The 24,234-nt window shown below is 71.1% G+C and carries 24 protein-coding genes and 1 riboswitch; of the genes, 15 read left to right on the forward strand and 9 right to left on the reverse strand.

Annotated elements, in window-relative coordinates:
* Positions 1–20 precede the first annotated feature (20 nt).
* From AB5J51_RS14825 to AB5J51_RS14840, 4 genes are all read left to right on the forward strand, one after another.
* Positions 21–476, forward strand: coding sequence for an Rrf2 family transcriptional regulator (locus AB5J51_RS14825; RefSeq protein ID WP_136224923.1), 456 nt, complete (start codon positions 21–23; stop codon positions 474–476).
* A gap of 121 nt (positions 477–597) precedes the next feature.
* Positions 598–1,818 (forward strand): globin domain-containing protein, encoded by a 1,221-nt coding sequence (locus AB5J51_RS14830; RefSeq protein WP_369777869.1) that lies wholly within the window; start codon positions 598–600, stop codon positions 1,816–1,818.
* Positions 1,819–1,970: 152 nt separating this feature from the next.
* The gene (locus AB5J51_RS14835) at positions 1,971–2,561 is read left to right on the forward strand and encodes an N-acetylmuramoyl-L-alanine amidase (protein ID WP_206310721.1); all 591 of its coding nucleotides are present in this window, start codon (positions 1,971–1,973) and stop codon (positions 2,559–2,561) included.
* A 138-nt stretch (positions 2,562–2,699) separates the two neighbouring features.
* Entirely contained in the window at positions 2,700–3,608 is a 909-nt protein-coding gene (locus AB5J51_RS14840; protein WP_369777870.1) for a 1-aminocyclopropane-1-carboxylate deaminase/D-cysteine desulfhydrase, read from the forward strand.
* A 118-nt stretch (positions 3,609–3,726) separates the two neighbouring features.
* On the opposite strand, the gene AB5J51_RS14845 is transcribed toward AB5J51_RS14840, so the two are convergent.
* Positions 3,727–5,304, reverse strand: coding sequence for a Na+/H+ antiporter (locus tag AB5J51_RS14845; protein WP_136224920.1), 1,578 nt, complete (start codon positions 5,302–5,304; stop codon positions 3,727–3,729).
* Positions 5,305–5,379: 75 nt separating this feature from the next.
* Here AB5J51_RS14845 and AB5J51_RS14850 point away from each other — a divergent pair, with 75 nt between their 5' ends.
* The 3 genes from AB5J51_RS14850 (at position 5,380) to AB5J51_RS14860 (ending at position 7,299) form a co-directional block, all read left to right on the forward strand.
* The gene (locus AB5J51_RS14850; protein WP_053784626.1) at positions 5,380–5,640 is read left to right on the forward strand and encodes a UBP-type zinc finger domain-containing protein; all 261 of its coding nucleotides are present in this window, start codon (positions 5,380–5,382) and stop codon (positions 5,638–5,640) included.
* Positions 5,641–5,845: 205 nt separating this feature from the next.
* Complete coding sequence (locus AB5J51_RS14855; protein ID WP_030291315.1) at positions 5,846–6,259, forward strand: anti-sigma regulatory factor; 414 nt, start codon at positions 5,846–5,848, stop codon at positions 6,257–6,259.
* Between the two features lie 17 nt (positions 6,260–6,276).
* Entirely contained in the window at positions 6,277–7,299 is a 1,023-nt protein-coding gene (locus AB5J51_RS14860) for a SigB/SigF/SigG family RNA polymerase sigma factor (RefSeq protein WP_078987089.1), read from the forward strand.
* Between the two features lie 96 nt (positions 7,300–7,395).
* On the opposite strand, the gene AB5J51_RS14865 is transcribed toward AB5J51_RS14860, so the two are convergent.
* A complete protein-coding gene (locus AB5J51_RS14865; protein ID WP_369777872.1) occupies positions 7,396–7,833 on the reverse strand; it encodes a hypothetical protein in 438 nt (145 codons plus the stop codon).
* An 84-nt stretch (positions 7,834–7,917) separates the two neighbouring features.
* On the opposite strand from AB5J51_RS14865, the gene AB5J51_RS14870 reads away from it, so the two are divergent.
* Both AB5J51_RS14870 and AB5J51_RS14875 read left to right on the forward strand, forming a co-directional pair.
* Entirely contained in the window at positions 7,918–8,883 is a 966-nt protein-coding gene (locus AB5J51_RS14870; protein ID WP_053784624.1) for a diacylglycerol kinase family protein, read from the forward strand.
* 321 nt (positions 8,884–9,204) lie between these two features.
* A complete protein-coding gene (locus AB5J51_RS14875; protein ID WP_004937597.1) occupies positions 9,205–9,462 on the forward strand; it encodes a WhiB family transcriptional regulator in 258 nt (85 codons plus the stop codon).
* Positions 9,463–9,599: 137 nt separating this feature from the next.
* On the opposite strand, the gene AB5J51_RS14880 is transcribed toward AB5J51_RS14875, so the two are convergent.
* Positions 9,600–11,069, reverse strand: a complete 1,470-nt coding sequence (locus AB5J51_RS14880; RefSeq protein ID WP_365952757.1) for a PAS domain-containing sensor histidine kinase — start codon at positions 11,067–11,069, stop codon at positions 9,600–9,602.
* A 409-nt stretch (positions 11,070–11,478) separates the two neighbouring features.
* Positions 11,479–12,072 carry a TetR/AcrR family transcriptional regulator gene (locus AB5J51_RS14885; RefSeq protein WP_136224919.1) on the reverse strand — a complete coding sequence of 198 codons (594 nt, stop codon included), beginning with the start codon at positions 12,070–12,072 and terminating at the stop codon, positions 11,479–11,481.
* 85 nt (positions 12,073–12,157) lie between these two features.
* Here AB5J51_RS14885 and AB5J51_RS14890 point away from each other — a divergent pair, with 85 nt between their 5' ends.
* Together AB5J51_RS14890 and nagB are read left to right on the forward strand one after the other, a co-directional pair.
* Positions 12,158–12,919, forward strand: a complete 762-nt coding sequence (locus AB5J51_RS14890; RefSeq protein WP_369777873.1) for an SDR family NAD(P)-dependent oxidoreductase — start codon at positions 12,158–12,160, stop codon at positions 12,917–12,919.
* 138 nt (positions 12,920–13,057) lie between these two features.
* On the forward strand, positions 13,058–13,843 hold the full coding sequence (gene nagB / locus AB5J51_RS14895; protein ID WP_053784621.1) for a glucosamine-6-phosphate deaminase: 786 nt from the start codon (positions 13,058–13,060) through the stop codon (positions 13,841–13,843).
* A gap of 105 nt (positions 13,844–13,948) precedes the next feature.
* Here nagB and AB5J51_RS14900 read toward each other — a convergent pair whose 3' ends face one another.
* From AB5J51_RS14900 to AB5J51_RS14915, 4 genes are all read right to left on the reverse strand, one after another.
* The gene (locus tag AB5J51_RS14900) at positions 13,949–15,460 is read right to left on the reverse strand and encodes a glycoside hydrolase family 3 protein (protein WP_133896920.1); all 1,512 of its coding nucleotides are present in this window, start codon (positions 15,458–15,460) and stop codon (positions 13,949–13,951) included.
* Positions 15,461–15,466: 6 nt separating this feature from the next.
* Entirely contained in the window at positions 15,467–16,303 is an 837-nt protein-coding gene (locus tag AB5J51_RS14905; protein WP_053784790.1) for a carbohydrate ABC transporter permease, read from the reverse strand.
* A 62-nt stretch (positions 16,304–16,365) separates the two neighbouring features.
* Positions 16,366–17,382 carry a carbohydrate ABC transporter permease gene (locus AB5J51_RS14910; RefSeq protein ID WP_369777874.1) on the reverse strand — a complete coding sequence of 339 codons (1,017 nt, stop codon included), beginning with the start codon at positions 17,380–17,382 and terminating at the stop codon, positions 16,366–16,368.
* A gap of 103 nt (positions 17,383–17,485) precedes the next feature.
* On the reverse strand, positions 17,486–18,769 hold the full coding sequence (locus tag AB5J51_RS14915) for an extracellular solute-binding protein (RefSeq protein ID WP_369777875.1): 1,284 nt from the start codon (positions 18,767–18,769) through the stop codon (positions 17,486–17,488).
* Positions 18,770–19,060: 291 nt separating this feature from the next.
* Here AB5J51_RS14915 and AB5J51_RS14920 point away from each other — a divergent pair, with 291 nt between their 5' ends.
* From AB5J51_RS14920 to AB5J51_RS14930, 3 genes are all read left to right on the forward strand, one after another.
* Entirely contained in the window at positions 19,061–19,825 is a 765-nt protein-coding gene (locus AB5J51_RS14920; RefSeq protein ID WP_030153577.1) for a GntR family transcriptional regulator, read from the forward strand.
* A 597-nt stretch (positions 19,826–20,422) separates the two neighbouring features.
* Positions 20,423–22,576, forward strand: a complete 2,154-nt coding sequence (locus AB5J51_RS14925; protein WP_369777876.1) for a carbon starvation CstA family protein — start codon at positions 20,423–20,425, stop codon at positions 22,574–22,576.
* Positions 22,573–22,770 (forward strand): YbdD/YjiX family protein, encoded by a 198-nt coding sequence (locus tag AB5J51_RS14930; protein WP_030153574.1) that lies wholly within the window; start codon positions 22,573–22,575, stop codon positions 22,768–22,770. The genes AB5J51_RS14925 and AB5J51_RS14930 overlap by 4 nt, the downstream gene beginning before the upstream one ends.
* A gap of 51 nt (positions 22,771–22,821) precedes the next feature.
* On the opposite strand, the gene AB5J51_RS14935 is transcribed toward AB5J51_RS14930, so the two are convergent.
* Positions 22,822–23,406, reverse strand: coding sequence for a Uma2 family endonuclease (locus tag AB5J51_RS14935; RefSeq protein ID WP_369777877.1), 585 nt, complete (start codon positions 23,404–23,406; stop codon positions 22,822–22,824).
* A gap of 78 nt (positions 23,407–23,484) precedes the next feature.
* Between AB5J51_RS14935 and AB5J51_RS14940 the strand changes: the two genes are divergently transcribed.
* Entirely contained in the window at positions 23,485–23,985 is a 501-nt protein-coding gene (locus AB5J51_RS14940; protein ID WP_136224914.1) for a GNAT family N-acetyltransferase, read from the forward strand.
* A 44-nt stretch (positions 23,986–24,029) separates the two neighbouring features.
* Positions 24,030–24,161, forward strand: a riboswitch (cobalamin riboswitch).
* Positions 24,162–24,234 lie beyond the last annotated feature (73 nt).

Consider the following 24,234-nt stretch of genomic DNA (forward strand, 5'->3'; position numbering starts at 1 on the left):
AATTTTCTAGGGTGGGGGCCATGCGGCTGACCCGATTCACCGACCTGGCGCTGCGCGTCCTGATGCGCCTGGCCGTCGCGGAGGCGGACCTCCCGACCACGCGCGACGTGGCGGCGACGATGGAGGTCCCGTACACGCACACGGCGAAAGTGGTCGCCAGGCTGCAGCACCTCGGCCTGGTCGAGGCGCGCCGCGGCCGCGGCGGCGGGCTCGCCCTGACCACCGCCGGGCGGGCCGCATCGGTGGGCGGAGTGGTCCGCGAGCTGGAGGGTGCGGGCGACGTCGTGGACTGCGACGGCACCACCCCCTGCCCGCTGCGCGGGGCCTGCGTCCTGCGGGGCGCGCTGCGCCGGGCCCAGGAGGCCTTCTTCGCCGCACTGGACCCGCTGACGGTGGACGACCTGGTCGCGGCGCCCACCGGCCCGCTGCTGCTGGGCATCGCGGGCGGCCCGCCGGGGCGGACCGAAACCCCCTGACCCGACGGCCGGATGGCCGGTTCCCGCCACGGGCCGCCAACGGCCCGAACGGGTGTACCCACGTCCAAAAATACGTATCTCAGATACCAATTCAACGAGAACGACCTGCGAGGAGCCCCGGATGCTGTCCGAGAAGTCGACCGAGACCGTACGCGCCACCCTGCCCGCCGTCGGCGCGGCCATCGGCGACATCGCGGAACTCTTCTACGCGAAGCTGTTCGCGGCCCACCCGGAGCTGCTGCGCGACCTGTTCAACCGCGGCAACCAGAACGCCGGCCTCCAGAAGCAGGCCCTCGCCGGATCCGTCGCGGCCTTCGCGACCCACCTCGTCGCCCACCCGGACACCCGCCCCGACGCGATGCTGCACCGCATCGCGCACAAGCACGCCTCCCTCGGCGTCACCCGCGAGCAGTACGCGGTCGTCCACCGCCACCTCTTCGCGGCGATCGCCGAGGTCCTCGGCGAGGCGGTCACCCCCGAGGTGGCCGAGGCCTGGGACGAGGTCTACTGGCTGATGGCCAACGCCCTGATCGCCATCGAGGAGCGGCTCTACGCCGAGCAGCAGGTCCTCGCCGGCGACGTCTGGCGCACCTGGACGGTCGCCGCCCGCGTCGAGGAGACCGCCGACTGCACCACCTTCCACCTGACGCCGGCGGACGGCTCCCCGGCCCCCTCCCCCAAGCCCGGCCAATACGTCTCGGTCCAGGTCGAACTGCCCGACGGGGCCCGCCAGATACGCCAGTACAGCCTCTCCGGCGCGCCCGGCGCCCCGGTCCGCTCGATCACCGTCAAGCGGGTCCACGGCCCGGCCGCCACGGGGCCCGACGGCGAGGTCTCCCACCACCTCCACACCCGGATCGGAACCGGCGACACCCTGCGGGTCTCGGCCCCGTACGGCGATCTGGTCCTGCGCGACTGCGCCGCCCCGGTCCTGCTCGCCTCGGCCGGGATCGGCTGCACCCCGATGCTGTCGATGCTGGCCCACCTCGCCGACACCGGGCACCCGGCCCCGGTGACCGTCCTGCACGCCGACCGCTCCCCCGCCGACCACGCGCTGCGCGGCGACCACCGGGCGCTGACGCACAAGCTGCCCGACGCCTCTGCCCGCTTCTGGTACGAGGCCGGCGCCGAGCCGGGCGACGGCGAAGGCCGCCTCGACCTGTCGGACGTCCCGGTGGCCCCGGGCACCACGGCGTACCTGTGCGGGCCGCTCCCGTTCATGCGGTCCGTCCGCGCACAGCTGCTGGCCAAGGGGGTGCCCGCCGCGGACATCCACTACGAGGTGTTCGGCCCGGACCTGTGGCTGGCGTCGGCCTCGGCCACTGCCGAGGCCTCTGCATAACTGCCGTGACGGGTGGGCCGGTCGGGACGAGTGTCCGGATCGGCTCGCTCACTGTACGAAGGCACTAGCCCGGAGGGGCAGCCTCCACTACACCGGAGAGCAACGAGGTGGACACGCAAGGTGACCACCGCGCACCCGGAGAGGAGGCGGCCATGTCCGCACCCATGTCCGCGGACCGGTTCATCGGCGCACTGCGGAACGAGGGTCTGACCGTCGTCGAGGTCGGCGCCTGGCGCACCCACAACCGCAACCACAAGGGCCCGTGGGGCCCGGTGAACGGGGTGATGATCCACCACACCGTCACGCACGGCACGAAGTTCACCGTCGAGCTCTGCCGCGACGGCGACGACGCCCTCCCGGGGCCGCTCTGCCACGGCGTGATCACCAAGGACGGCCGGGTCCACCTGGTCGGCTACGGCCGCGCCAACCACGCCGGAGCGGGCGACTCCGACGTCCTGGCGGCGGTGATCGCCGAAAAGCGGCTCCCGCCGGACCGCCGCGCGAACACCGACGGCAACCGGCACTTCTACGGCTTCGAGTGCGAGAACCTCGGCGACGGCAACGACCCCTGGCCGGAGGTTCAACTCGACGCCATGGCCCGCGCGGCGGCGGCCGTCTGCCGGGTCCACGGCTGGACCGAACGCTCGGTGATCGGCCACCTCGAATGGCAGCCCGGCAAGCCCGACCCGAGGGGCTTCACGATGGACGCGTTCCGCGCCCGCGTCGGCGAACGCCTGGAATAGCCGCGGGACAGCCGCCCCACGACCGGCACCCCGTCACCCCTGCCCGCGCCCTGCGGGCAGGAACCCGCCGGTCCGACCCTGGGCCGGCGGACGGCGGACACGGCGGGCGGCGGGCGGCGGGCGGCGGACAATGGGTGGGTGAACCGCTCCCCCGACCCCGGCGTCGTCCTGCAGCCCCGACCGCCCTCCCCGCTGCTGGAGGTTCACGACGAGCGGTTCGGGCAGTACGGGGTGCGGCTGCTGCTGAAGCGCGACGACCTCGTGCATCCCGAGCTGCCCGGCAACAAGTGGCGCAAGCTCGCGCCGAATCTGCGGGCTGCCGTAGAGGGGGGCTTCCCCGGGGTGGTGACCTTCGGCGGGGCGTACTCGAACCACCTGCGGGCCACCGCGGCGGCCGGGCGGCTGCTGGGGATGCCGACCGCCGGGATCGTCCGCGGCGACGAGCTCGCCGGCCGGCCCCTCAACGACTCGCTGGCCCGGTGCGCGGCGGACGGGATGCGGCTGCACTTCGTCACGCGCTCGGAGTACCGCCGCAAGGCCGAGCCCGAGGTGCTGGCCCGGCTGCTGGCGGGGGCCGGCGCGGCCGGCTCGTACGTCGTCCCCGAGGGCGGCAGCAACGCCCTCGCCCTGCAGGGGTGTGCGGAGCTCGGGCGGGAGCTGCGGGACATGTCCGACGTGGTCGCGGTGGCCTGCGGGACGGGCGGCACCCTGGCCGGGCTGGCTGCGGGGCTGGGCCCGGGGCAGCGGGCGCTGGGCGTGCCGGTCCTGGCGGGTGGGTTCCTGGAGGCGGAGATACGTTCCCTCCAGGAGGCGGGCTTCGGGGGGCCGGCCGGGGTCTGGAGCCTGGCGGAGGGCTTCCACCACGGGGGGTATGCGCGGGTGCCGGCGCTGCTGGAGGCGTTCGCCGCGGATTTCGGGGAGCGGCACGGGTTTGCGGTGGAGCGGATCTATGTGGCGAAGCTGCTCTGGGCCCTGGCGGCCCTGACGGAGTCGGGCGCCTTTCCCCCGGGCACGGCCCTGACCGCCGTCGTGACCGGCCGTCCGTAGTCCGCCGCCGGCTGCTCCCGCTGCGCGGAGCCCCTCCCCGCCCGCCCTTCCCCCGTTCCCCGGGGCTGCGCCCCCGGACCCCCGCGCCCCGAACGCCGGCGGGGCCGATGGTGCGCGGTCAGGCCGCGTCCTCGCGGTAGGCCGCCGCTTCCTCCAGGTCCAGTCTGCGGAGCAGCCCCCGGAGCATCTCGTCGTCGATCCGGCGGTGGTCCCGGAGGGTCACGAACACCTCGCGTTCGGCCGCGATCATCTCCCGCGCGAGGCGCCGGTAGACGTCGTCCGCCGATTCGCCGGTGACCGGGTTGACCTCCCCCAGCCGCTCCCACACCGCGTTGCGCCGCCGTTCCATGACCGTGCGCAGCCGCTCCGCCAGCGGCGGCGGCAGCGCGTTCTCCGGCTCCGTCAGCAGCTCCGCCAGCCGGTCCTCCGCCGACCGCGAGGCCTCGCTCTGGGCCTGCGCCTCCGCCAGGGTCTCCGCCTGCAGGTCCCGCGGCGGCAGCCGCAGCAGCCGGATCAGCGGCGGCAGCGTCAGGCCCTGCACCACCAGCGTGCCGATCACCGTCGTGAAGGTCAGGAAGAGGATCAGGTTCCGGTGCGGCACGCCCATCGGGACCGAGAAGGCGATCGCCAGCGAGACCACCCCCCGCATCCCGGCCCAGCCCACGATCACCGGCGCCTTCCAGGTGGTGTCCGGCTCCCGGTTCCGGATCCGCTCCGAGAGCCGCGGCACGAAGGTGGCCGGGAACACCCACACGAAGCGGGCCACCACCACCGCCAGGAACACCGCCAGCGCGTACCAGGCCGCGTGCCAGCCCTCGTACTCCTCGAGCCCCTTCAGGACCACCGGCAGCTGGAGGCCGATCAGCAGGAAGACCACCGACTCGAGGATGAAGGCGACCATCTTCCACACCGCCTCCTCCTGGAGCCGGGTCGCGAAGTCGACCTGCCAGTTGCGGTGCCCGAGGTACAGCGCCACCACGACCACCGCGAGCACGCCCGAGGCGTGCACCCGCTCGGCCGCCGCGTACGCAACGAACGGGATCAGCAGCGACAGCGTGTTCTGGAGCAGCGGCTCCCGCAGCCGCTTGCGCAGGTGGTGGATCGGCACCATCAGCACCAGGCCCACCCCCACGCCCCCCACCGAGGCCAGCAGGAACTCCGCGATCCCGCCCGCCCAGCCGGCGCTGACCCCGATCGCCGCGGCCAGTGCCACCTTGTACGCGGTGATCGCGGTGGCGTCGTTCACCAGCGACTCACCCTGGAGGATGGTGGTGATCCGGTTCGGCAGCCCCAGCTTGCGGGCGATCGCCGTCGCGGCCACCGCGTCGGGCGGCGCGATCACCGCGCCCAGCACCAGCGCCACCGGCAGCGACAGCCCCGGCACCACCAGGTACGCCGCGTACCCCACGGCGAGCGTCGCGAAGAGCACGTAACCGACCGACAGCAGCGCGACGGGCCGTACGTTCGCCCGCAGGTCCAGGTACGAGCTGTCCACCGCGGCCGTGTACAGCAACGGCGGGAGCAGCAGCGGCAGCACGATGTGCGGGTCGAGGGCGTACGAGGGCACGCCCGGGACGTACGAGGCCAGCAGCCCGGCGGCGACCAGCAGCAGGGGCGCGGGCACCCGGGTCCAGCGGGCGGCGCCCGCGACGACCGCGCTGACCGCCACCAGCGCCACCAGCGGCAATACCTCCATCGAAGATCCACCCTCGCTCGTCGTCGCTGATCGGCATTCGTCCTGCGGCGCCCGCACGTCAGTACGCTGGCCATCATGAGCGAGTGCACCCACGTTCCCGAACTGCCGCGCCCCGAGCCCGTCCCGACTGCCCTGACCTGCCCTGAATGTCAGGTGCTCGGAAGTCATCCCGTGCAGTTGCGGATGTGCCTGGGGTGCGGGTACGTCGCGTGCTGCGACTCCTCGCCGCACCGGCACGCCACGGCGCACCATCAGAGCACCGGCCATCCGATCATGCGAAGCTTCGAGCCGGGCGAGACGTGGCGGTGGTGTTATGTCGACGGTTCGATCGTCTGAAGCGGGGTAGGTCAACCCTCCGCCGGTTCCCCTTATTTGGGCCCGCAGACCCCTAGCCACTGTGCGTACCCATAGGCTTACCATCAGTCACTGGCCGTGGGTGGGGGTGTCCGGTAACGGGCGTCATCAGGGGTGCCGCGACACGATCGCCCGGATCGCGGTAGCGTCACCGGCGAACAGAGCTCGTACCACCTTGGAGGTGAGGGTGTCCCAGATCGCAGGCGAGCCCGGGACCCAGGACTTCGTGGAAGTCCGGCTGCCCGCTGCGGGTGCCTACCTGTCGGTGCTGCGGACGGCCACGGCCGGCCTCGCGGCACGTTTGGACTTCACCCTCGACGAGATCGAGGACCTCCGCATCGCGGTGGACGAGGCCTGCGCGATCCTGCTTCAGCAGGCCGTGCCGGGCTCCGTCCTCAGCTGCGTGTTCCGGCTGGTCGACGACTCGCTCGAGGTGACCGTCTCGGCGCCGACCACGGACGGGCGTGCGCCCGAGCGCGACACGTTCGCCTGGACCGTCCTGTCGGCGCTGGCCGGCAAGGTCGAGTCGACCGTCGAGGAGGACAAGACGGTGAGCATCAGCCTCTACAAACAGCGCGGCGCGGGTCCAGGCCCGGCGTGAGCGGCGGGGAGATCCCGGTGCGGGGCGGGGATCGGCGCCGGGTACGGCACGAGGTCGACGGCGGCATCCCGGAGCAGCAGCACGCCCGGCCGCACCCGGCTGACGCGGATGCGGAAGACGGCTTTTTGGACTCGGCGGAGCGACGGGCGGGCCCTATGAGCGAGAACCAGCACGAAGAACCACAATCCTCACAGCCACCCGGGGCCGCTGCCACGGCCCCGGAGACGGAACCGGAACCGGCGCCGGCGCTGCCGGTCCTGCCGGTGCCCACGGCCCTGCCCGATCCGCGCGACCGCAGCGGGGCGCGGGCACTGTTCATCGAGCTGCGGGCGCTGCCCGACGGCTCGGCGGAGAAGGCGGAGCTGCGCAACCGGCTCGTGCGGATGCACCTGCCGCTGGTCGAGCACCTCGCCCGGCGGTTCCGCAACCGCGGTGAGCCGCTGGACGATCTGACGCAGGTCGCCACGATCGGCCTGATCAAGTCGGTGGACCGGTTCGACCCCGACCGCGGGGTCGAGTTCTCCACGTACGCGACGCCCACCGTGGTCGGCGAGATCAAGCGGCACTTCCGCGACAAGGGCTGGGCGGTGCGCGTACCGCGGCGCCTGCAGGAGCTGCGGCTCTCGCTGACCACGGCCACGGCGGAGCTGTCCCAGCAGCACGGCCGCTCCCCCACGGTCCACGAGCTCGCCGAGCGGCTCGGGATCTCCGAGGAGGAGGTGCTGGAGGGGCTGGAATCGGCCAATGCCTACAGCACGCTCTCGCTGGACGTCCCGGACACCGACGACGAGTCGCCGGCCGTCGCGGACACGCTGGGCGCGGAGGACGAGGCGCTGGAGGGCGTCGAGTACCGCGAGTCGCTCAAGCCGCTGCTGGAGGGGCTGCCTCCGCGGGAGAAGCGGATCCTGCTGCTGCGGTTCTTCGGCAACATGACCCAGTCGCAGATCGCGCAGGAGGTCGGCATCTCGCAGATGCACGTCTCCCGCCTGCTGGCCCGCACCCTGGCCCAGCTGCGCGAGAAGCTCCTGGTCGAGGAGTAGGAGCGGGAGTACGGGTACGGGTACGCGTACGGGCCGCTGGGCCCGGGGCGCCCGCACGGACTGCCCGGTCCATCGGGGCCATCGGGCCTGCCGGGGCTATCGGGTCTGCTCGCCGGGCCCGATTCCCAGCGCCTCGGTCGCCGCCGGGTTCACCAGCAGGGCCACGACGGCCACCGCGGCCACGGCCAGCGCCACGGCGGCGGCGATCATCGCCCCGCCCGTGGAGTACAGGGTCCACGCCACCGGCAGCGCCATCAGCTGGGTGATCAGCGCGGGCCCGCGACTCCAGCGGCGGCCCAGGCGGAGCCCGCGGGCCGCGATCAGCGGCAGCGCGGCCAGCGCGAACAGGGTGATCCCGCCGGTCTCGGCCTGCTGCGGGGAGTCGGGGTCGCCGGCGATGCCCACGAACAGCATGTAGACGCCGAGGCCGGCAAGCGCCAGGCCCTCCAGGGCGGTCAGCGCGGCGGCGGCGGTGAGCCGCCGGGGCAGCGGGGCGGCGGGCTGGGGCGTGGCGGGGGTGGGCTTCGTACTCACCACAGCAGGGTAGCCGCGCGCCCGCAGCCCCGGAGGGGACGGGCAGTATGGGCTGCATATGAACGGGTCGGTAGGCTGGCGGTCATGCGTGCACTTCTCGTGGCCAATCCAGCAGCGACGACCACCAGTGCGCGCACGCGCGACGTCCTGACCCACGCCCTGGCCAGCGAGATGAAGCTGGAGGCGGTGACCACCGAGTACCGCGGGCACGCCCGGGACCTGGGCCGCACGGCTGCCGAGAACGGCATCGATCTCGTCGTGGCGCTCGGCGGCGACGGCACGGTCAACGAGGTCGTGAACGGGCTGCTGCACAACGGGCCGGATCCGGAGCGGCTGCCCCGGCTGGCGGTGGTGCCCGGTGGCTCGACCAATGTGTTCGCCCGCGCGCTCGGGCTGCCCAACGACGCGGTCGAGGCGACCGGCGCCCTGCTGGACGCGCTGCGGGAGCAGCGCGAGCGGACGGTGGGCCTCGGCCTGGCGGCCGGCACCCCGGGGACGGAGGACGAGTCGGTTCCGGCGCGCTGGTTCACGTTCTGCGCGGGCTTCGGTTTCGACGCGGGGGTGGTGGGCCGCGTCGAACAGCAGCGCGAGCGCGGCAAGCGTTCGACGCACGCCCTGTACGTACGACAGCTGATGCGTCAGTTCTGGGACGACCCGAACCGGCGCCACGGGACGGTGACGCTGGAGCGCCCCGGCGCGGATCCCGTCACCGGTCTGGTCCTGTCGATAGTCTGCAACACCTCGCCGTGGACGTATCTGGGCAATCGTCCGCTTTACGCCTCTCCGGAGGCGTCGTTCGATACTGCGCTTGACGTATTGGCACTCAACCGTTTGTCAACTCCGGCCGTCGCCCGCTACGCCACACAGCTCCTGACCTCGACTCCTGAGCGCGGTCCGCACGGCAAGCACGCGGTGTCTCTGCACGATCTGACCGACTTCACCTTGCATTCGAAGGTTCCCCTTCCGTTCCAGATGGACGGAGACCACCTCGGTCTGCGGACCAGCGTTCGGTTCACAGGCGTACGCCGTGCACTGCGTGTGATTGTGTGAGTAGAAGGGCCTAAAGTCCTTTCACTCGAACGTTTACACGCCGGTCCACCCTCACGATGTAGGGCTGTGACCTAGTAGACACCGACGAATCAAAAAAAACTTTCCGGAAGGGGTTGTATCCCCGTCCGAGGTTTGCGAATCTCTTCATGGCGATCGGGACAGCCCGCAGAACCCGGCACCCACACAGACCGCCAGAACCCCTCACGAGTCCCTGACTGACCTTCCAGGAAACTGGCCGGTCGCCCTTCCCTCACGGGGGGATTCGTGAAAGCGTTCACATTCACAAGCAACCTGCCCGCAATACAAGGAGATGGAGCAGCCATGGACTGGCGTCACAACGCCGTTTGCCGCGAGGAAGACCCGGAACTCTTCTTCCCCATCGGCAACACCGGTCCTGCGCTGCTGCAGATCGAGGAAGCCAAGGCCGTCTGCCGCCGCTGCCCCGTCATGGAGCAGTGCCTGCAGTGGGCGCTCGAGTCCGGTCAGGACTCCGGCGTCTGGGGCGGTCTCAGCGAGGACGAGCGCCGCGCGATGAAGCGCCGCGCCGCTCGCAATCGGGCGCGCAACGCCACCGCCTGACATCGACTTTCGAGCCTCGAGCCGCAGCGCGTAGCAACACCTGACAAGCGCTCAGCAACGTGCTCTTGAGCCCCGGACCGAGAACCTTCGGTCCGGGGCTCAGTGCTGTCCGGGGCACAGCCCGTCACACAGCGTGACTACTTCTGCGGGCTGACCGGTACGTCGAGGACGACCTTGGTGCCGCGCGGCTCGGCCCGGAGCATGTCGAACGTGCCGCCGAGCTCGCCCTCCACGAGGGTCCGTACGATCTGCAGGCCGAGGTTGCCGGCACGCTGCGGGTCGAAGCCCTCGGGCAGACCGGAGCCGTCGTCGAGCACCGTGATCAGCAGCCGGCCGTCGGCGCGGCCGGTGCCGGTGCGGGTCGCGGACACCTCCACCCGGCCGCCCTCCCCCTGGGTGAAGGCGTGCTCCAGGGCGTTCTGGAGGATCTCGGTCAGCACCATCGACAGCGGGGTGGCGACCTCCGCGTCCAGGATCCCGAACCGGCCGGTACGCCGGCATTCCACCTTGCCCGGCGAGATCTCGGCGACCATCGCGATGACGCGGTCGGCGATCTCGTCGAACTCGACGCGCTCGTCCAGGTTCTGAGAGAGCGTCTCGTGCACGATCGCGATCGAACCGACACGGCGCACGGCCTCGTTGAGCGCCTCGCGGCCGCCCTCGGAATCCATCCGGCGGGCCTGCAGCCGCAGCAGCGCGGCCACGGTCTGCAGGTTGTTCTTCACCCGGTGGTGGATCTCCCGGATGGTCGCGTCCTTGGTGATCAATTCGCGTTCGCGACGGCGCAGTTCCGTGACGTCCCGGCACAGGACGAGGGAGCCGATCCGGATGCCCTTGGGCTTGAGCGGGATGGCGCGCAGCTGGATGACCCCGCTGTTGCCCTCGATCTCGGTCTCGCGCGGGGCCCAGCCGCTGGCGAGCTTGACGATCGCCTCGTCCACGGGGCCGCGGGAGGGGGCGAGTTCGGCGGTCGTGGTGCCGAGGTGCTGGCCGACGAGGTCGGCGGCGAGGCCGAGCCGGTGGTAGGCGGAGAGCGCGTTCGGGGAGGCGTACGTGACCACGCCGTCGGCGTCGAGCCGGATCAGGCCGTCACCCGCCCGCGGGGAGGCGTCCATGTCCACCTGCTGGCCGGGGTACGGGAAGGTTCCGGCGGCGATCATCTGGGCCAGGTCCGAGGCGGACTGGAGGTAGGTGAGCTCCAGCCGGCTTGGTGTACGCACAGTGAGCAGGTTGGTGTTCCGGGCGATCACTCCGAGTACCCGGCCCTCGCGGCGCACCGGGATGGACTCCACGCGTACGGGCACCTCCTCGCGCCACTCCGGGTCGCCCTCGCGCACGATCCGGCCCTCGTCGAGCGCGGCGTCCAGCAGCGGGCGGCGGCCGCGCGGCACCAGGTGGCCGACCATGTCGTCCTGGTACGAGGTGGGGCCCGTGTTGGGGCGCATCTGCGCGACCGAGACGTACCGGGTGCCGTCGAGGGTGGGAACCCACAGCACGAGGTCGGCGAAGGAGAGGTCGGAGAGCAGCTGCCACTCCGATACCAGCAGGTGGAGCCACTCCAGGTCGGTTTCACTGAGAGCGGTGTGCTGGCGTACGAGGTCGTTCATGGAGGGCACGGGGCGAGCGTACCCCGGGTAGGGGCCATGACTTTCCCCACGGCGACTACTCAGGAGTATCCAGGAGGGGCTCCGTCCGCGTACTGTTGGAGGAAGTGACGGGATGGCAGAGCCCGACATTGGATGGACAGAACAGAATGGTCTAGTCCACAATTGGCGTAAGCTTCCGCCCTCCCCGCACAGGAGGACGGATCGAGGTAAGCCGCGCACTCTGCCCTGACTGCGCAGGCACCTCCCACCGGCCGCCGGGAACCGCACACCCTGTGGCCGTAAGTACTCCGGGCTACGGTGCCGGACGGGCTGAGGGTCCCGTCCCGGCACCGTGGCCCAGAGGAATTTTCGAGCGGAATTCCTTTCGGGGCGCAGCCCCCGGGCGTGTTCGCCCGCTCTCCGCGACCGCTTACTGCGGCCAGGCCTCCATCGCCACTTCCGCCACCGCTTCCAGTTCTTCCCGGCTCGCCCCGTCGCGCGACTGCTGGGACATCCCCACGAGCACCGCCAGGGCGTAGCGGGCCAGCGCCTGCGGGTCCGTGCCGGCCGGCAGTGCGCCGGAGGCGACGTCCGCCCGGATCCTGCGCTCGAACATCTCCAGGCTGGCGTTGCGGCGCTCACGCAGGGCCTGGGCCACCTCCTGCGAGGTGGTGTTGACGGCCGCGCTGATCACCAGGCAGCCCGGCGGGTGGGCCGGGTCCGTGTAGATCTCGGCCGCCTCGCGCAGAACGCGCCGCAGGCCGGCCCGGGCGGTGGGCTCCTCGGCCAGGGCCGCGCCCGCGAAGTCGGCGTAGCGGCCGCCATAGACCACCACGACCTCGTCGAACAGCTTGCGCTTGTCGCCGAAGGCGGCGTACAGGCTGGGCGCGCTGATGCCGAGCGAGGCGGTCAGGTCGGAGATCGACGTCGCCTCGTAGCCACGCTCCCAGAAAGCGAGCATCGCCTTGTCGAGGGCGGCGCCGCGGTCGAAGGAGCGGGGCCTGCCGCGCTGTCCGGTCACCATGCGCTCATTCTATAGCGGCCGCTATGGAATCTGGTACGGTCCCTTTTTGTAGCGACCGCTATCAAATTCTGAAGGGGGGCGCGTCATGGGCGTGCTCAAGGGGAAGACGGCACTGGTCACGGGCGGCAGCCGGGGCATCGGGCGGGCGGTGGCCGAGCGGCTGGCCCGGGACGGGGCGCTGGTCGCCGTGCACTACGGGCGGAACGCGGAGGCGGCGAACGAAACGGTCGCGGCCATCGGGGCGGCCGGCGGACGGGCGTTCGCCATCGGGGCCGAGCTCGGGGTTCCGGGTGACGCGCAGGCCCTGTGGGCGGCGTACGAGGCGCACCCGCTGCACACCGACACGGTCGACATCCTGGTGAACAACGCGGGCGCCGCCACGTTCGCCGGCATCGCGGACACCGACGAGGAGACGTACGACCGGGTGCACGCGCTCAACGCGAAGGCGCCGTTCTTCGTGATCAGGCACGGGCTGGCGCGGATGGGGGACGGGGGCCGGATCGTCAACGTGACCGGCACCCCGGAGATCGCCCTGCCCGCGATCCTGGCCACGATCACGGCCAAGGGCGCGGTGAACGCGCTGACCCGGTCCCTGGCGGCCGAGCTGGCCCCGCGCGGGATCACCGTGAACTCGGTGGGCCCCGGCATCACGGACACCGACCTCAACGCGGGCTGGCTGGCGGACCCGGCGGCGCGGGCGCACGCGTCTTCGCGCTCGGTCTTCGGGCGGGTGGGCACGGCCGGTGAAGTCGCCGACGTGGTGGCGTTCCTGGCCTCGGCGGACTCCCGCTGGGTGACCGGTCAGCATCTGGACGCCACCGGCGGGCTGCAGCTCGCGCTGCTCTGAGCGGAGCCGACGGGCCGGGGGCGGGGAACCGGATCACCATGGGAGGGAGGGGAGTGGGCGGAGACCGGCCTGGGGCGGGCCCGGCTCTGCTAGATTGGTCTATACCACACCGTCCCACTCCAGATCGGCAGGCCCCGCGTGGAAGTTGTCATCGTCCCGGACGCCAAAGCAGGCGGCGAGCTCATCGCGGAGGCCATGGCCGCCCTGGTCCGGCGCAAGCCCGACGCCCTGCTCGGCGTGGCGACCGGCTCCACCCCGCTGCCCGTCTACGAAGCCCTGGCCGCCAAGGTGAAGGCCGGTGAGGTCGACGCCTCCCGGGCCCGCATCTGCCAGCTCGACGAGTACGTCGGCCTGCCGGCCGGGCACCCGGAGTCGTACCGTGCCGTCGTGCTCCGCGAGGTCGTCGAGCCGCTCGGCCTGTCGGAGGCCGCCTTCATGGGCCCCGACGGCTCCGCGGCGGACGTCGTCGCGGCGTGCGAGGCGTATGACCGCGCACTGGCGGAGGCCGGCGGCGTGGACCTCCAGCTGCTCGGCATCGGCACCGACGGTCACATCGGCTTCAACGAGCCCTGCTCCTCGCTGGCCTCCCGCACCCGCATCAAGACGCTGACGGAGCAGACGCGCGTCGACAACGCGCGCTTCTTCGACGACGACATGGCCCAGGTCCCGCACCACGTCATCACCCAGGGCATCGGCACGATCCTGGACGCCCGCCACCTGGTCCTGCTCGCCACCGGCGAGGGCAAGGCGGAGGCCGTCGCGCAGACCGTCGAGGGGCCGTTGTCGGCGCTGGTCCCGGCGTCTGCGCTGCAGCTGCACCGGCATGCGACGGTGGTCGTGGACGAGGCCGCGGCGTCCAAGCTGAAGCTGGCGGACTACTTCCGCCACGCCTACGCCAACAAGCCCGCGTGGCAGGGGCTTTAGGCGGCACCTCCCCCACGCGCACGAAGGGCCGGGCTCCCGTCCAGGGGGCCCGGCCCTTCGTTGTCGCCGCACGGTGGCCGCTGCGCGGAGCCTCCCGAACGGCGGCTAAGCCCCCGCGATGATCTCCGCGGCAGCGGCACCGCAGACCCGGGAAGCGCCGTGCGTTGCGATGTACAGTGCACCCCGCGGCGCAGCCTGCGGTACGCCCATCTCCACCACGACCGTGTCCGGCCGCGCAGCGACCAGCGCGTCCAGGGCCTGCGCCATCCACGGGTGGCGGTGCGCGTCGCGGACCACCGCCACGACGGTGCGTCCGCCTGCCGCCGTCAGGATGTCCGTGGCCGTGGCGCCCTCCGGGAACACCCCGGACCCCGTCCCCGGTACCAGCGCGGCCAGTTCGGCGGCCACGCCCCACGGGGTCTCGTCCCCCACGGCGATGTTCGCGACGGGCGCGAGCGTGGCGACGTACGGGGCGGCGGACACGGGCGCGGCGGTGCCGGACACGACCACGGCGCGGCGGGCCGCCGCCAGGCCGATGCCGGGCGCGCTCCCCTCCTGCGGCGCGCCCGGCGCGGCGGCGGCCCGGGCCTGCCGGGTCCATGCGGCCAGCGCCCGTACCCGGGCAGCGGCGTCGGCGAGCCGCTCCGCCGGAATCGTGCCCTCCCGTACGGCCGCGACCAGCGCGTCGCGCAGCCGCAGCACGGTGGCCTCGTCGGCGAGCCCTCCGCCCACGCAGATCGCGTCGGCGCCGGCCGCGATGGCGAGGACCGAGCCGCGCTCGATGCCGTACGTCCCGGCGATGGCGTTCATCTCCATGCCGTCGGTGACGATCAGGCCCTCGTAGCCGAGCTCCTTGCGCAGCAGTCCGGTCAGGATCTGCGGGCTGAGCGTGGCCGGGCGGGTCGGGTCGAGGGCGGGCACCAGGATGTGCGCGCTCATCACGGCCTTGGTGCCGGCCGCGATGGCCGCCTTGAACGGGACCAGCTCGCGGGCCACCAGCGTGTCCAGGTCCACGTCGATGCGCGGCAGGGCGTGGTGCGAGTCGACGTTGGTGTCGCCGTGGCCCGGGAAGTGCTTGGTGCACGCGGCGACGCCGGCGGCCTGCAGACCCTCGACGTAGGCGGCGGTGTGCCGGGCGGCGAGGTGGGTGTCGGCGCCGAAGGACCGCACGCCGATGACCGGGTTGTCCGGGTCGGAGTTGACGTCGGCGGACGGGGCCCAGTTGAGGTTGACCCCGCACTCGGCGAGGCGCCGGCCGAGCTCGCGGGCGACGTCCCGGGTCAGCGCGGTGTCGTCCACGGCGCCGAGGGCCAGGTTGCCGGGGAAGGACGAGCCGCCGCGGGCCTCCAGACGGGTGACGTCGCCGCCCTCCTCGTCGATGGCGACGAGGACGTCGTCGCGCTCGGCGCGCAGCTGCGCGGTGAGCGCGGCGAGCTGCTCGGGCGAGGCGATGTTGCGGCCGAAGAGGCCGACGGCGGTGAGACCTTCGCCGACCCGGCGCAGCAGCCACGCCGGGGCGGTGGTGCCCTCGAAGCCGGGCTGGAGGACCGCGAGGGCGTCGCGGGTGAGCTGATCGTTCGAATCGGACGCGGTGACGCGGTGCGCAAGGACAGTCATGGGCCGTTATCCCTTCACGGCGCCGGCGGTCATGCCGCCGACGGCCTTGCGCTGGAGGAAGACGAAGATCACCAGGACCGGGACGGCGAACAGCGAGGACGCGGCCATGGTGGCGCCCCAGTCGTTGCCGAAGGCGGTCTGGAACTGGGTCAGCCACAGGGGCAGGGTCTGGGCGGTCTTGTCCTTGTTGAGGATCAGGACCATCGCGAACTCGTTCCAGGCGGTGATGAAGCCGAAGAGCGAGGTGGACATCAGGCCGGGGGCCAGCAGCGGGAAGATCACCTTGCGGAAGGCCTGGCCGCGGGTGCAGCCGTCGATCTGGGCGGCCTCCTCCAGCGTCACCGGGACGGCGGCGATGAAGCCGCGCAGGGTCCAGATGGTGAAGGGCAGGACCATCACGAAGTAGATCGCGGTCAGCAGCGGGAGGCTGTTCAGCATCTCGGCGTCGCGGGCGATCATGTACATCGCGATGACCATGACCTCCCAGGGGGCCATCTGCGCCATCATCACGCCGAGTACGAGGCCCTTGCGGCCCTTGAACTTCATGCGGGCGATGGCGAAGCTCGCGGCGAGCGCGACGGCCAGGGCGAGGACGACGGCGCCGACGGTGACGAGCAGGCTGTTCGTCACGTACGTCCAGAACAGCTCGACGCCGGTGGCCTTGGTGAAGTTGTCCAGCGTCGGGGTGAAGACGAAGACGGGGTCCTTGGAGAGGATCTGCCCGGACGGCTTGAGGGCCGAGGAGAACATCCAGTAGACCGGGAAGACGAAGACCACGGCCAGGACGAGGGCGCCCAGGTTCTTCGCCACCGTGCCCGGGCGGAGCGGGCGGCGCGTGCGCAGCTGCTGCGCGGGCTTCGGGTGCCGGGGCGCGGCGGGTGCGGGCTTCGGCGCGGTGGTGGTGCTCACTGCTCCTCCTCCTGCTTCAGGATCAGGCGGAAGTAGAAGGACATGACGATCACGAGCATCATGATCGTCAGGACGGAGATCGCTGCCGCGAGCGCGTAGTGGCCCTGGCTCTGGCCCTCGACGAATGCGAAGACGGGCAGGGTCTCGGAGGCGCGGTCGGGGCCGCCGCGGTTCATCGCGTAGACCTGGGTGAAGGCCTTGAAGACCCAGATCACCTCGAGGAACGTGGTGACGAGGAAGAACGGCTTGAGGTTCGGGAAGACGACCTGCCAGAACGTCTGCCAGCCGTTCGCGCCGTCCATCCGCGCGGCCTCGTACAGCTCGCCGCTGACGGTGGTCAGGCCGGCGTACATGTTGAGGGCGACGAAGGGGACGGAGCCCCAGACCACCAGGACGGTGACGATCGCCAGGGTGGAGAAACCGGACTCGAACCAGTTGTGCTGCTCGTAGCCGGAGAACCCGAGGGTGCGCATGACCCAGTTCATGACGCCGAACTGCTCGTCGAACAGCCACTGGAAGACGGTGACGGACGCGACGATCGGCATGGCCCAGGCCATCACCAGGGCCATCGACAGGACCAGGCGCATCCACGTGCCGAGCCGGTTCAGCAGGATGCCGACGAGGCTGCCGATCAGCATGATCAGCGCGACGTTGGCCGCGGTGAAGGCGAAGGTGCGTACGACGACGGTCCAGAAGTGCGCGTCGCCCAGCAGCTGGGTGTAGTTCTCGACGCCGTTGAAGGGCGCCTTCCGCTGGATGAACTCGATCTTGTCGACCTTCTGGAACGACAGGATCACGTTCTTGGCCAGCGGGTACAGCAGCAGCGTGGCCAGGCTGAGGACCGCCGGCCCGATCAGGAGGTACGGCAGCCAGCCCGAGGGGAGCGACGTTCTGCCCCGGCGCGGAGACGAGGGAGCGGTCCCGGTGGTGGTGGGCGGCTTCTGCTGCCGTCCGGCGGACTTCGGTGGTGCGTCCTGTGGAGCGGTCGCCGCTCCCTGGGAGTGCACGGTCATGTCTTGGTTACCTCGGCTGCGGTCGGGCGTCGCACAGGTCTGTCGATGCGCGACCGGGGGTGCGGCGGGCGCGTGGGCGCCGCCGCACCCCCGGTGCTGGGTGCTACTTGTTGATGCGGTTCGCGATTTCCTTGTCCGCGTCCGCGCCCGCCTTGGCGGCGTCCTCACCCTTCAGGACCTTGGTCATGAACTCCTTGAGCGGGTTGGGCTCGGTCTCGACGTTCGCCCAGCCCGGGGTGACCGGGGTGATGCGGCCGTTGACGCCGCCCTTGCCCATCGCCTCGGCGAAGGAGCCCGCGGCGGGGGTGAAGTTCGCGCCGGCCTGGTTCGGGAGCAGCGCGCCCTTGGTCTCGGCGGCGTACTTCGTCATCTGGTCCTTGCCGGCGGCGAGGGCCAGCCACTCCTTGGCGAGCTCCTTGTTCTTGGAGCGCTCGGCGACGGCGAGGTTCGAGCCGCCGAGGAAGACGGTGCCCGGCTTGTCGGCGGTCTTGCCCGGGATCGGGAAGTAGCCGAAGTCGGCTTCCTTGCCCGCCTCCTTCAGGGCCTTCTCCGCACCGCCGGCCTCCCAGCCGAGACCGATCCAGGAGGCGACGCCGCCCTTGGGAACGACGTCGGTGGACTGCTGCGGGGTGGCCTCGTCCTTGTCCTTCGGGGCGGTGGAGTAGGACTGGAGCTTCTTGTAGAACTCCATCGCGGACGCGGCCTGGGGGGAGCCGAGGCCGCCCTTCCACTTGCCGCCGTCCTTGACCGCGAGTTCGCCGCCCTCGTCCCAGACGAAGCCGGCGAGGACGTACCAGCTCTGGCCGGGCAGGTAGATCGGCTGCGAGGACGGGTCCGCGGCCTTCAGCTTGTCGAGGCCGGCGATCCACTCGTCGCGGGTGGTCGGCGGGGTGACGCCGGCCTTCGCGAAGGCCTTCTTGTCGTACACGACGACGCGGTTGGCCGCGTACCAGGGAGCGGAGTACAGCTTGCCGTCGTACTCGGCGGAGGCGAGCATGCTCTTCTGCCAGGCGTCCGCGCCGAGCTTGGACTTGTCCTTGGTCAGGTCGGCGAGGCCGCCGGTGACCGCGTAGCCGGAGGTCTGGGTGTTGCCGAGCTCGAGGACGTCCGGCGGGGTGTTCTCGGAGAGGGCCGTGGTGACCTTCTCCTGGATGCCCTTCCACTGCTGCTCTTCGACCTTGACGGTGACACCCGGGTGCTTGGCCGAGAACTCCGCGTTGACCGCGTCGATCCAGGCCTTGGGCGCGGAGCCGTCCATCACCCAGACGGTGATCTCCTTGGCGCCGCCCGCGTCGGTCTTCCCCTTGTCGTCGCCGCCGTTGCCGCACGCCGCGACTCCGACCATCATGCCCGCGACACTGACCGCCGCGATGAGCTTGCGCTTCACGCCACCCTCCTCAGGGATGCTGCCTGCAACTTCCCTCGCCCGCCGCGGTGACATGCACCAAGTACTGCCCGTGGGGCCGGGATCTGATCCATATTGGTTTAGACCAGTAACCGGAGCTTGGCCTAGACCTTTAGGGGTGTCAAGGGTCTAATGAGCGGGTGATCGGTCCGTTACCGGACCGACACCTGGGGGAGGGAGGAGGCCTGCCCTCCCACCCGTGTCACGATGTGACCGCACATATCGGAGGAGCCGGTGACGGCAGCGAAACTGGAGTCGGGAAGGCGGGCGGCGATGTCCACCGAAGGGGCGACCACGGAGCCGGAAGGCGGGGCAGCCACTCGCACGGCGCGCGTGCCCAAGTACTACCGACTCAAGCGGCACTTGCTCGACATGACCGAGACGCTGCCCCCCGGCACGCCGGTACCGCCGGAGCGCACGCTCGCGGCCGAATTCGACACCTCGCGGACCACCGTGCGCCAGGCGCTCCAGGAGCTCGTCGTCGAGGGCCGGCTGGAGCGGATTCAGGGCAAGGGCACCTTTGTCGCGAAGCCGAAGGTCTCCCAGCCGCTCCAACTGTCCTCGTACACCGAGGACATGCGGGCCCAGGGGCTGGAGCCCACGTCCCAACTCCTCGACATCGGCTACGTGACGGCCGACGACACCCTGGCCGGGCTGCTCAAGATCGCCACGGGCGGGCGGGTACTGCGCATCGAGCGGCTGCGCCTCGCCAGCGGCGAGCCGATGGCCATCGAGACCACCCACCTCTCGGCCAAGCGCTTCCCCGCACTGCGCCGCTCACTGGCCAAGTACACCTCCCTCTACACCGCCCTCGCGGAGGTGTACGACGTACGGCTGGCGGAGGCCGAGGAGACCATCGAGACCTCCCTGGCCACCCCGCGCGAGGCGGGCCTGCTGGGCACCGACGTCGGCCTGCCGATGCTGATGCTCTCCCGCCACTCCCTGGACGCCGACGGCGAACCGGTGGAGTGGGTCCGCTCGGTGTACCGCGGAGATCGCTACAAGTTCGTCGCGCGGCTCCAGCGCCCCGCCGTCTGACGCAGCGGCGACCACGGTGCTTGTGGACGGGCCCCGCCTGACACAGGCGGACCGGTCCGTCCAGTCCCACCCCCACACCATTCGGTCACATTCGACTCAATTCGGCCGATTCCGTGCCATTCATGCGATCTCGTCGCCTTACCCCGCATGCCCCCATTTGGCGACTCTAGGGTCGCCCACGTGCGACTGCGCTACAACTACCGCATTTAACGGAGGCCAAGCGCGCCGAGGCGCGGGCGTGGCTCGCGGCCGCGTCAGCCGTGGTGCTCCAGCAGTCGCTTCGGGACCTGGACGCAGCGTTCAGGGCCTTCTTCGGGTCGCATGGACCAGGGTCGCGTCAAAAGTTCGTCGCTCGGCTCTGGGCCAGACCAACTGGTCCGTGCTTGACTCTCGTTCCGCTATACGGACGGGGGCTTACGTTCACCGGGCGGCCCCCGTAGATTCCCTGCGCTTAAGCAGATGATCAACGAGGGGAAGAGGATCATGCCGGAACCGGAAGCAACAGGTACAGAACGGAACGCGGCGAGTCCGGGCACGGCGGCGGACTCGCCTTCCGCATCAGGGGACATGGCGTCGGGCGGCACGGCGTCGGGGGGCATGACCCCGAAGGCGGTCGCCGTCTGGGTGCTCGTCGGTCTCGTCGGGGCCCTCGGCTGGGGCATCCTCGCGCTCTCGCGCGGCGAGGAGATCTCGGCCGCCTGGCTGCTCGCCGCCGCGCTGGGCTCGTACGCCATCGGCTACCGCTTCTACGCCCGCTTCATCTCCCACCAGGTCCTGAAGGTGGACAAGACGCGGGCCACCCCGGCCGAACGCCTTGACAACGGTGTCGACTTCCACCCCACCGACCGCCGGGTGCTCTTCGGCCACCACTTCGCCGCCGTGGCCGGCGCCGGTCCGCTGGTCGGCCCCGTGCTCGCCGCACAGATGGGCTACCTGCCGGGCACCATCTGGATCGTCGCGGGCGTCATCTTCGCCGGCGCCGTCCAGGACATGGTCACCCTCTTCTTCTCCACCCGCCGCGACGGCCGCTCCCTGGGCCAGATGGCCCGGGACGAGATCGGCCCCGTCGGCGGAGCCGCCGCCCTGGTCGCCGTGTTCGCCATCATGATCATCCTGCTGGCCGTGCTCGCCCTGGTCATCGTCAACGCCCTGGCGCACTCCCCCTGGGGCGTCTTCTCCATCGGCATGACCATCCCGATCGCCCTCTTCATGGGCTTCTACCTGCGCGTCCTGCGGCCGGGCCGGGTCACCGAGATCTCCGTCATCGGCGTCGCCCTGCTGCTGCTCGCCATCGTCGCGGGCGGCTGGGTCGCCGAGTCCTCGCTGGCGAGCACCTTCACGCTGGAGAAGGAGACGCTCGTCCTCTGGATGGTCGCGTACGGCTTCGTCGCCTCGGTGCTGCCGGTGTGGATGCTGCTCGCGCCCCGCGACTACCTGTCCACCTTCATGAAGGTCGGCACCATCGCGCTGATGGCGGTGGGCGTGGTGCTGGCGATGCCGACGCTGAAGATGCCCGCCGTCACCGACTTCGCCGCCCGCGGGGACGGGCCGGTCTTCGCCGGGTCGATGTTCCCCTTCGTGTTCATCACCATCGCCTGCGGCGCCCTGTCCGGCTTCCACGCGCTGGTCTCCTCGGGCACCACCCCGAAGATGATCCAGAAGGAGACCCAGGTCCGGGTCATCGGCTACGGCGCCATGCTGACGGAGTCCTTCGTCGCCGTCATGGCGATCATCGCGGCCACCATCATCGAGCCCGGCCTGTTCTTCGCGGTCAACTCCCCCGCCGGCATCGTCGGTACCACCGTCGAGAGCGCCTCGCAGGCCGTGACCCACTTCGGCTTCGCCGTGTCGCCCGAGTACCTCGCGCAGGCCGCGAAGGACGTCGAGGAGGCCAGCCTGCTGTCGCGTACGGGCGGCGCGCCGACGTTCGCACTCGGAATGTCGGAGATCTTCTCTTCCGTGGTCGGCGGCGCCGGGATGAAGGCGTTCTGGTACCACTTCGCGATCATGTTCGAGGCGCTGTTCATCCTGACGACCCTCGACGCGGGCACCCGCGTCGGCCGGTTCATGCTCCAGGACACCCTGGGCAACGTGCACAAGTCCTTCAAGGACGTCAGCTGGAAGCCGGGCGTGTGGCTCGCGAGCGCGCTCGTCGTCGGCGGCTGGGGCTACTTCCTGTGGGTCGGCATCAAGGACCCGCTGGGCGGCATCAACCAGCTGTTCCCGCTGTTCGGGATCGCGAACCAGCTGCTCGCGGCAGTGGCCCTGGCCGTCTGCACCACGCTGCTCGTCAAGTCCGGCCGGCTCAAGTGGGCCTGGGTGACCGGCGTCCCGCTGGCCTGGGACGTGGCGGTCACGCTCACCGCGAGCTACCAGAAGGTGTTCTCCGACGACGTGAAGGTCGGCTTCTTCGCGCAGCGCGACAAGTACCAGACCGGGATCGACGCCGGGAAGGTGCTGCCGCCCGCCAAGAACATGGACGAGATGCACACCGTGGTCACCAACGCCACGGTCGACGGCGCGCTGTCGGCGCTGTTCGCGATCCTGATCATCATCGTCCTGCTGGACGCGGCGCGGACCTGCTTCAAGGCGATCGCCTCCCCCGAGACGGTCAGGCTGTCCGAGGTCCCGTGGACCGAGTCGAAGATCATCGCCCCGGCCGGGCTCATCGCGACGCCCGAGGAGCGGGCGGAGCTCGCCGCCGCGGGGCTGGACTCGGGCGGCGGCCGCGTGAAGGAGCCGGTGGCGTGAGCGGCGTCCGCGCGGCGCTGGCGAAGGCACGGTTCTTCGTACGGGAGTTCTCGGGCGAGGCCGCGTACGACCGCTACGTGGCCCACGCCCGTACGCACGACCCGGACGCGGAGGTCATGACCCGCCGCGCCTTCGAACGCGCCCGTACGGACTCCCGCGAGGCGGACCCCCGCGAGGGCTTCCGCTGCTGCTGAGCCCTGACCCACCCGAGGGCCCCGCCGATCAGGCGGGGCCCTCGGGCGTTCTCAGCGCACCCAGTCCTTGAGGACCTCGGTCTGGAGGGTGATGCCGACGGGGTCGGGGAGCTCGACATCCTTGCCGTACGCCACGACGCGGGTGTTCTCGTACCTTCGTCCGTTGGGCTGGGTGTAGACGGAGATCTCACATTTGGCCCGGTCGATGAGCAGATAGACGGGGATACCCGTCTCCGCGTAGGCGCGTGGCTTCTCGACGTGGTCCCGCCGGTGGGTGTCCGAGTCCCACGAGGTCACCTCGACGGCCATGAGGATCCGATCGGGGTCGACCCAGTCACCCTGGCCGACGAACGCCTCGGACGGCGCGAGCACCGCATCCGGAATCGCCCGACCGGCCCGGTACTCCTGGGCTTTGATGCCCTGCCCCGAATGCAGCCACAGCTCGGGGCGGTGCTGCATACAGATCCGAGTGAGCCACTGGATGATCATCCCGTGGTCGCCGTCCGGCATGGCCTTGCTCCTGATGACTCCGTCGATGAACTCCAGCCGTGTCCCCACCCTCTCGCGAGCGGCTATACGCGCCACGGCTTCGAAGTCCTCTGTCAGCATGTGGGGCCGGTCTGTCGTCACGGTCATGCCTCGCTCGCCTTTCTCGACGGTGCTGTCTACGACGATAGCGCCGGGCACCGACAGCCGTCCGGCACACTCGACCGCATGGACATCGTGATCAGGGAAGCGCTGGCGGCGGAGTACGGGACGCTCGGGGAGATCACCGCGCAGGCGTACCTCGGGGACGGGCTGCTCACCTTCGGCGAGGACGACCCGTACCTCGCGCGGCTGCGGGACGTGGCCGGGCGGGCGCGCGACGGGGTGATACTCGTCGCCGCCGCGAGCGACGGACAGCTCCTCGGCGGGGTGGCGTTCGCCGCGCCCGGGAGCCCGCTGTGCGACATCGCCGGCGCCGGCGAGGCCGAGTTCCGGATGCTGGCCGTCGCCCGGGAGGGCCGGGGGCGGGGCGCCGGGGAAGCGCTCGTACGGGCCTGCATGGAGCGGGCGCGGGCCATCGAGGGCGTGCGGCGCCTCGTCCTGTCCACCACGCAGGACATGGTCGGCGCCCACCGGATCTACGAGCGACTCGGCTTCGTCCGCACGCCCGAACGGGACTGGGAGCCCGTCCCCGGCCTCACTCTGCTCACGTACGGTCTCGCCCTGTAGCCACGCCGACACAACATCTAGGGGGTCGCACAGGAAGCGGCCCCCACATGTATGCTCATGCTCGCTGTCGTCGCAGGGGAATCCGGTGCGAATCCGGAACTGTCCCGCAACGGTATGAAGTACACCCATTGGTGTCACCGCAAGTCCGAGGACCTGCCGACAGTGCGCCCGGCTCGACCGAACCGGGTGCCGACACGTCCGGGCCCCGCGGTTGGGCCGGTGGACGCCGCGCGGTGTGCCCCCGAGGCC

It is taken from the genome of Streptomyces sp. R33, from assembly GCF_041200175.1.
Lineage (GTDB): Bacteria > Actinomycetota > Actinomycetes > Streptomycetales > Streptomycetaceae > Streptomyces > Streptomyces katrae_B.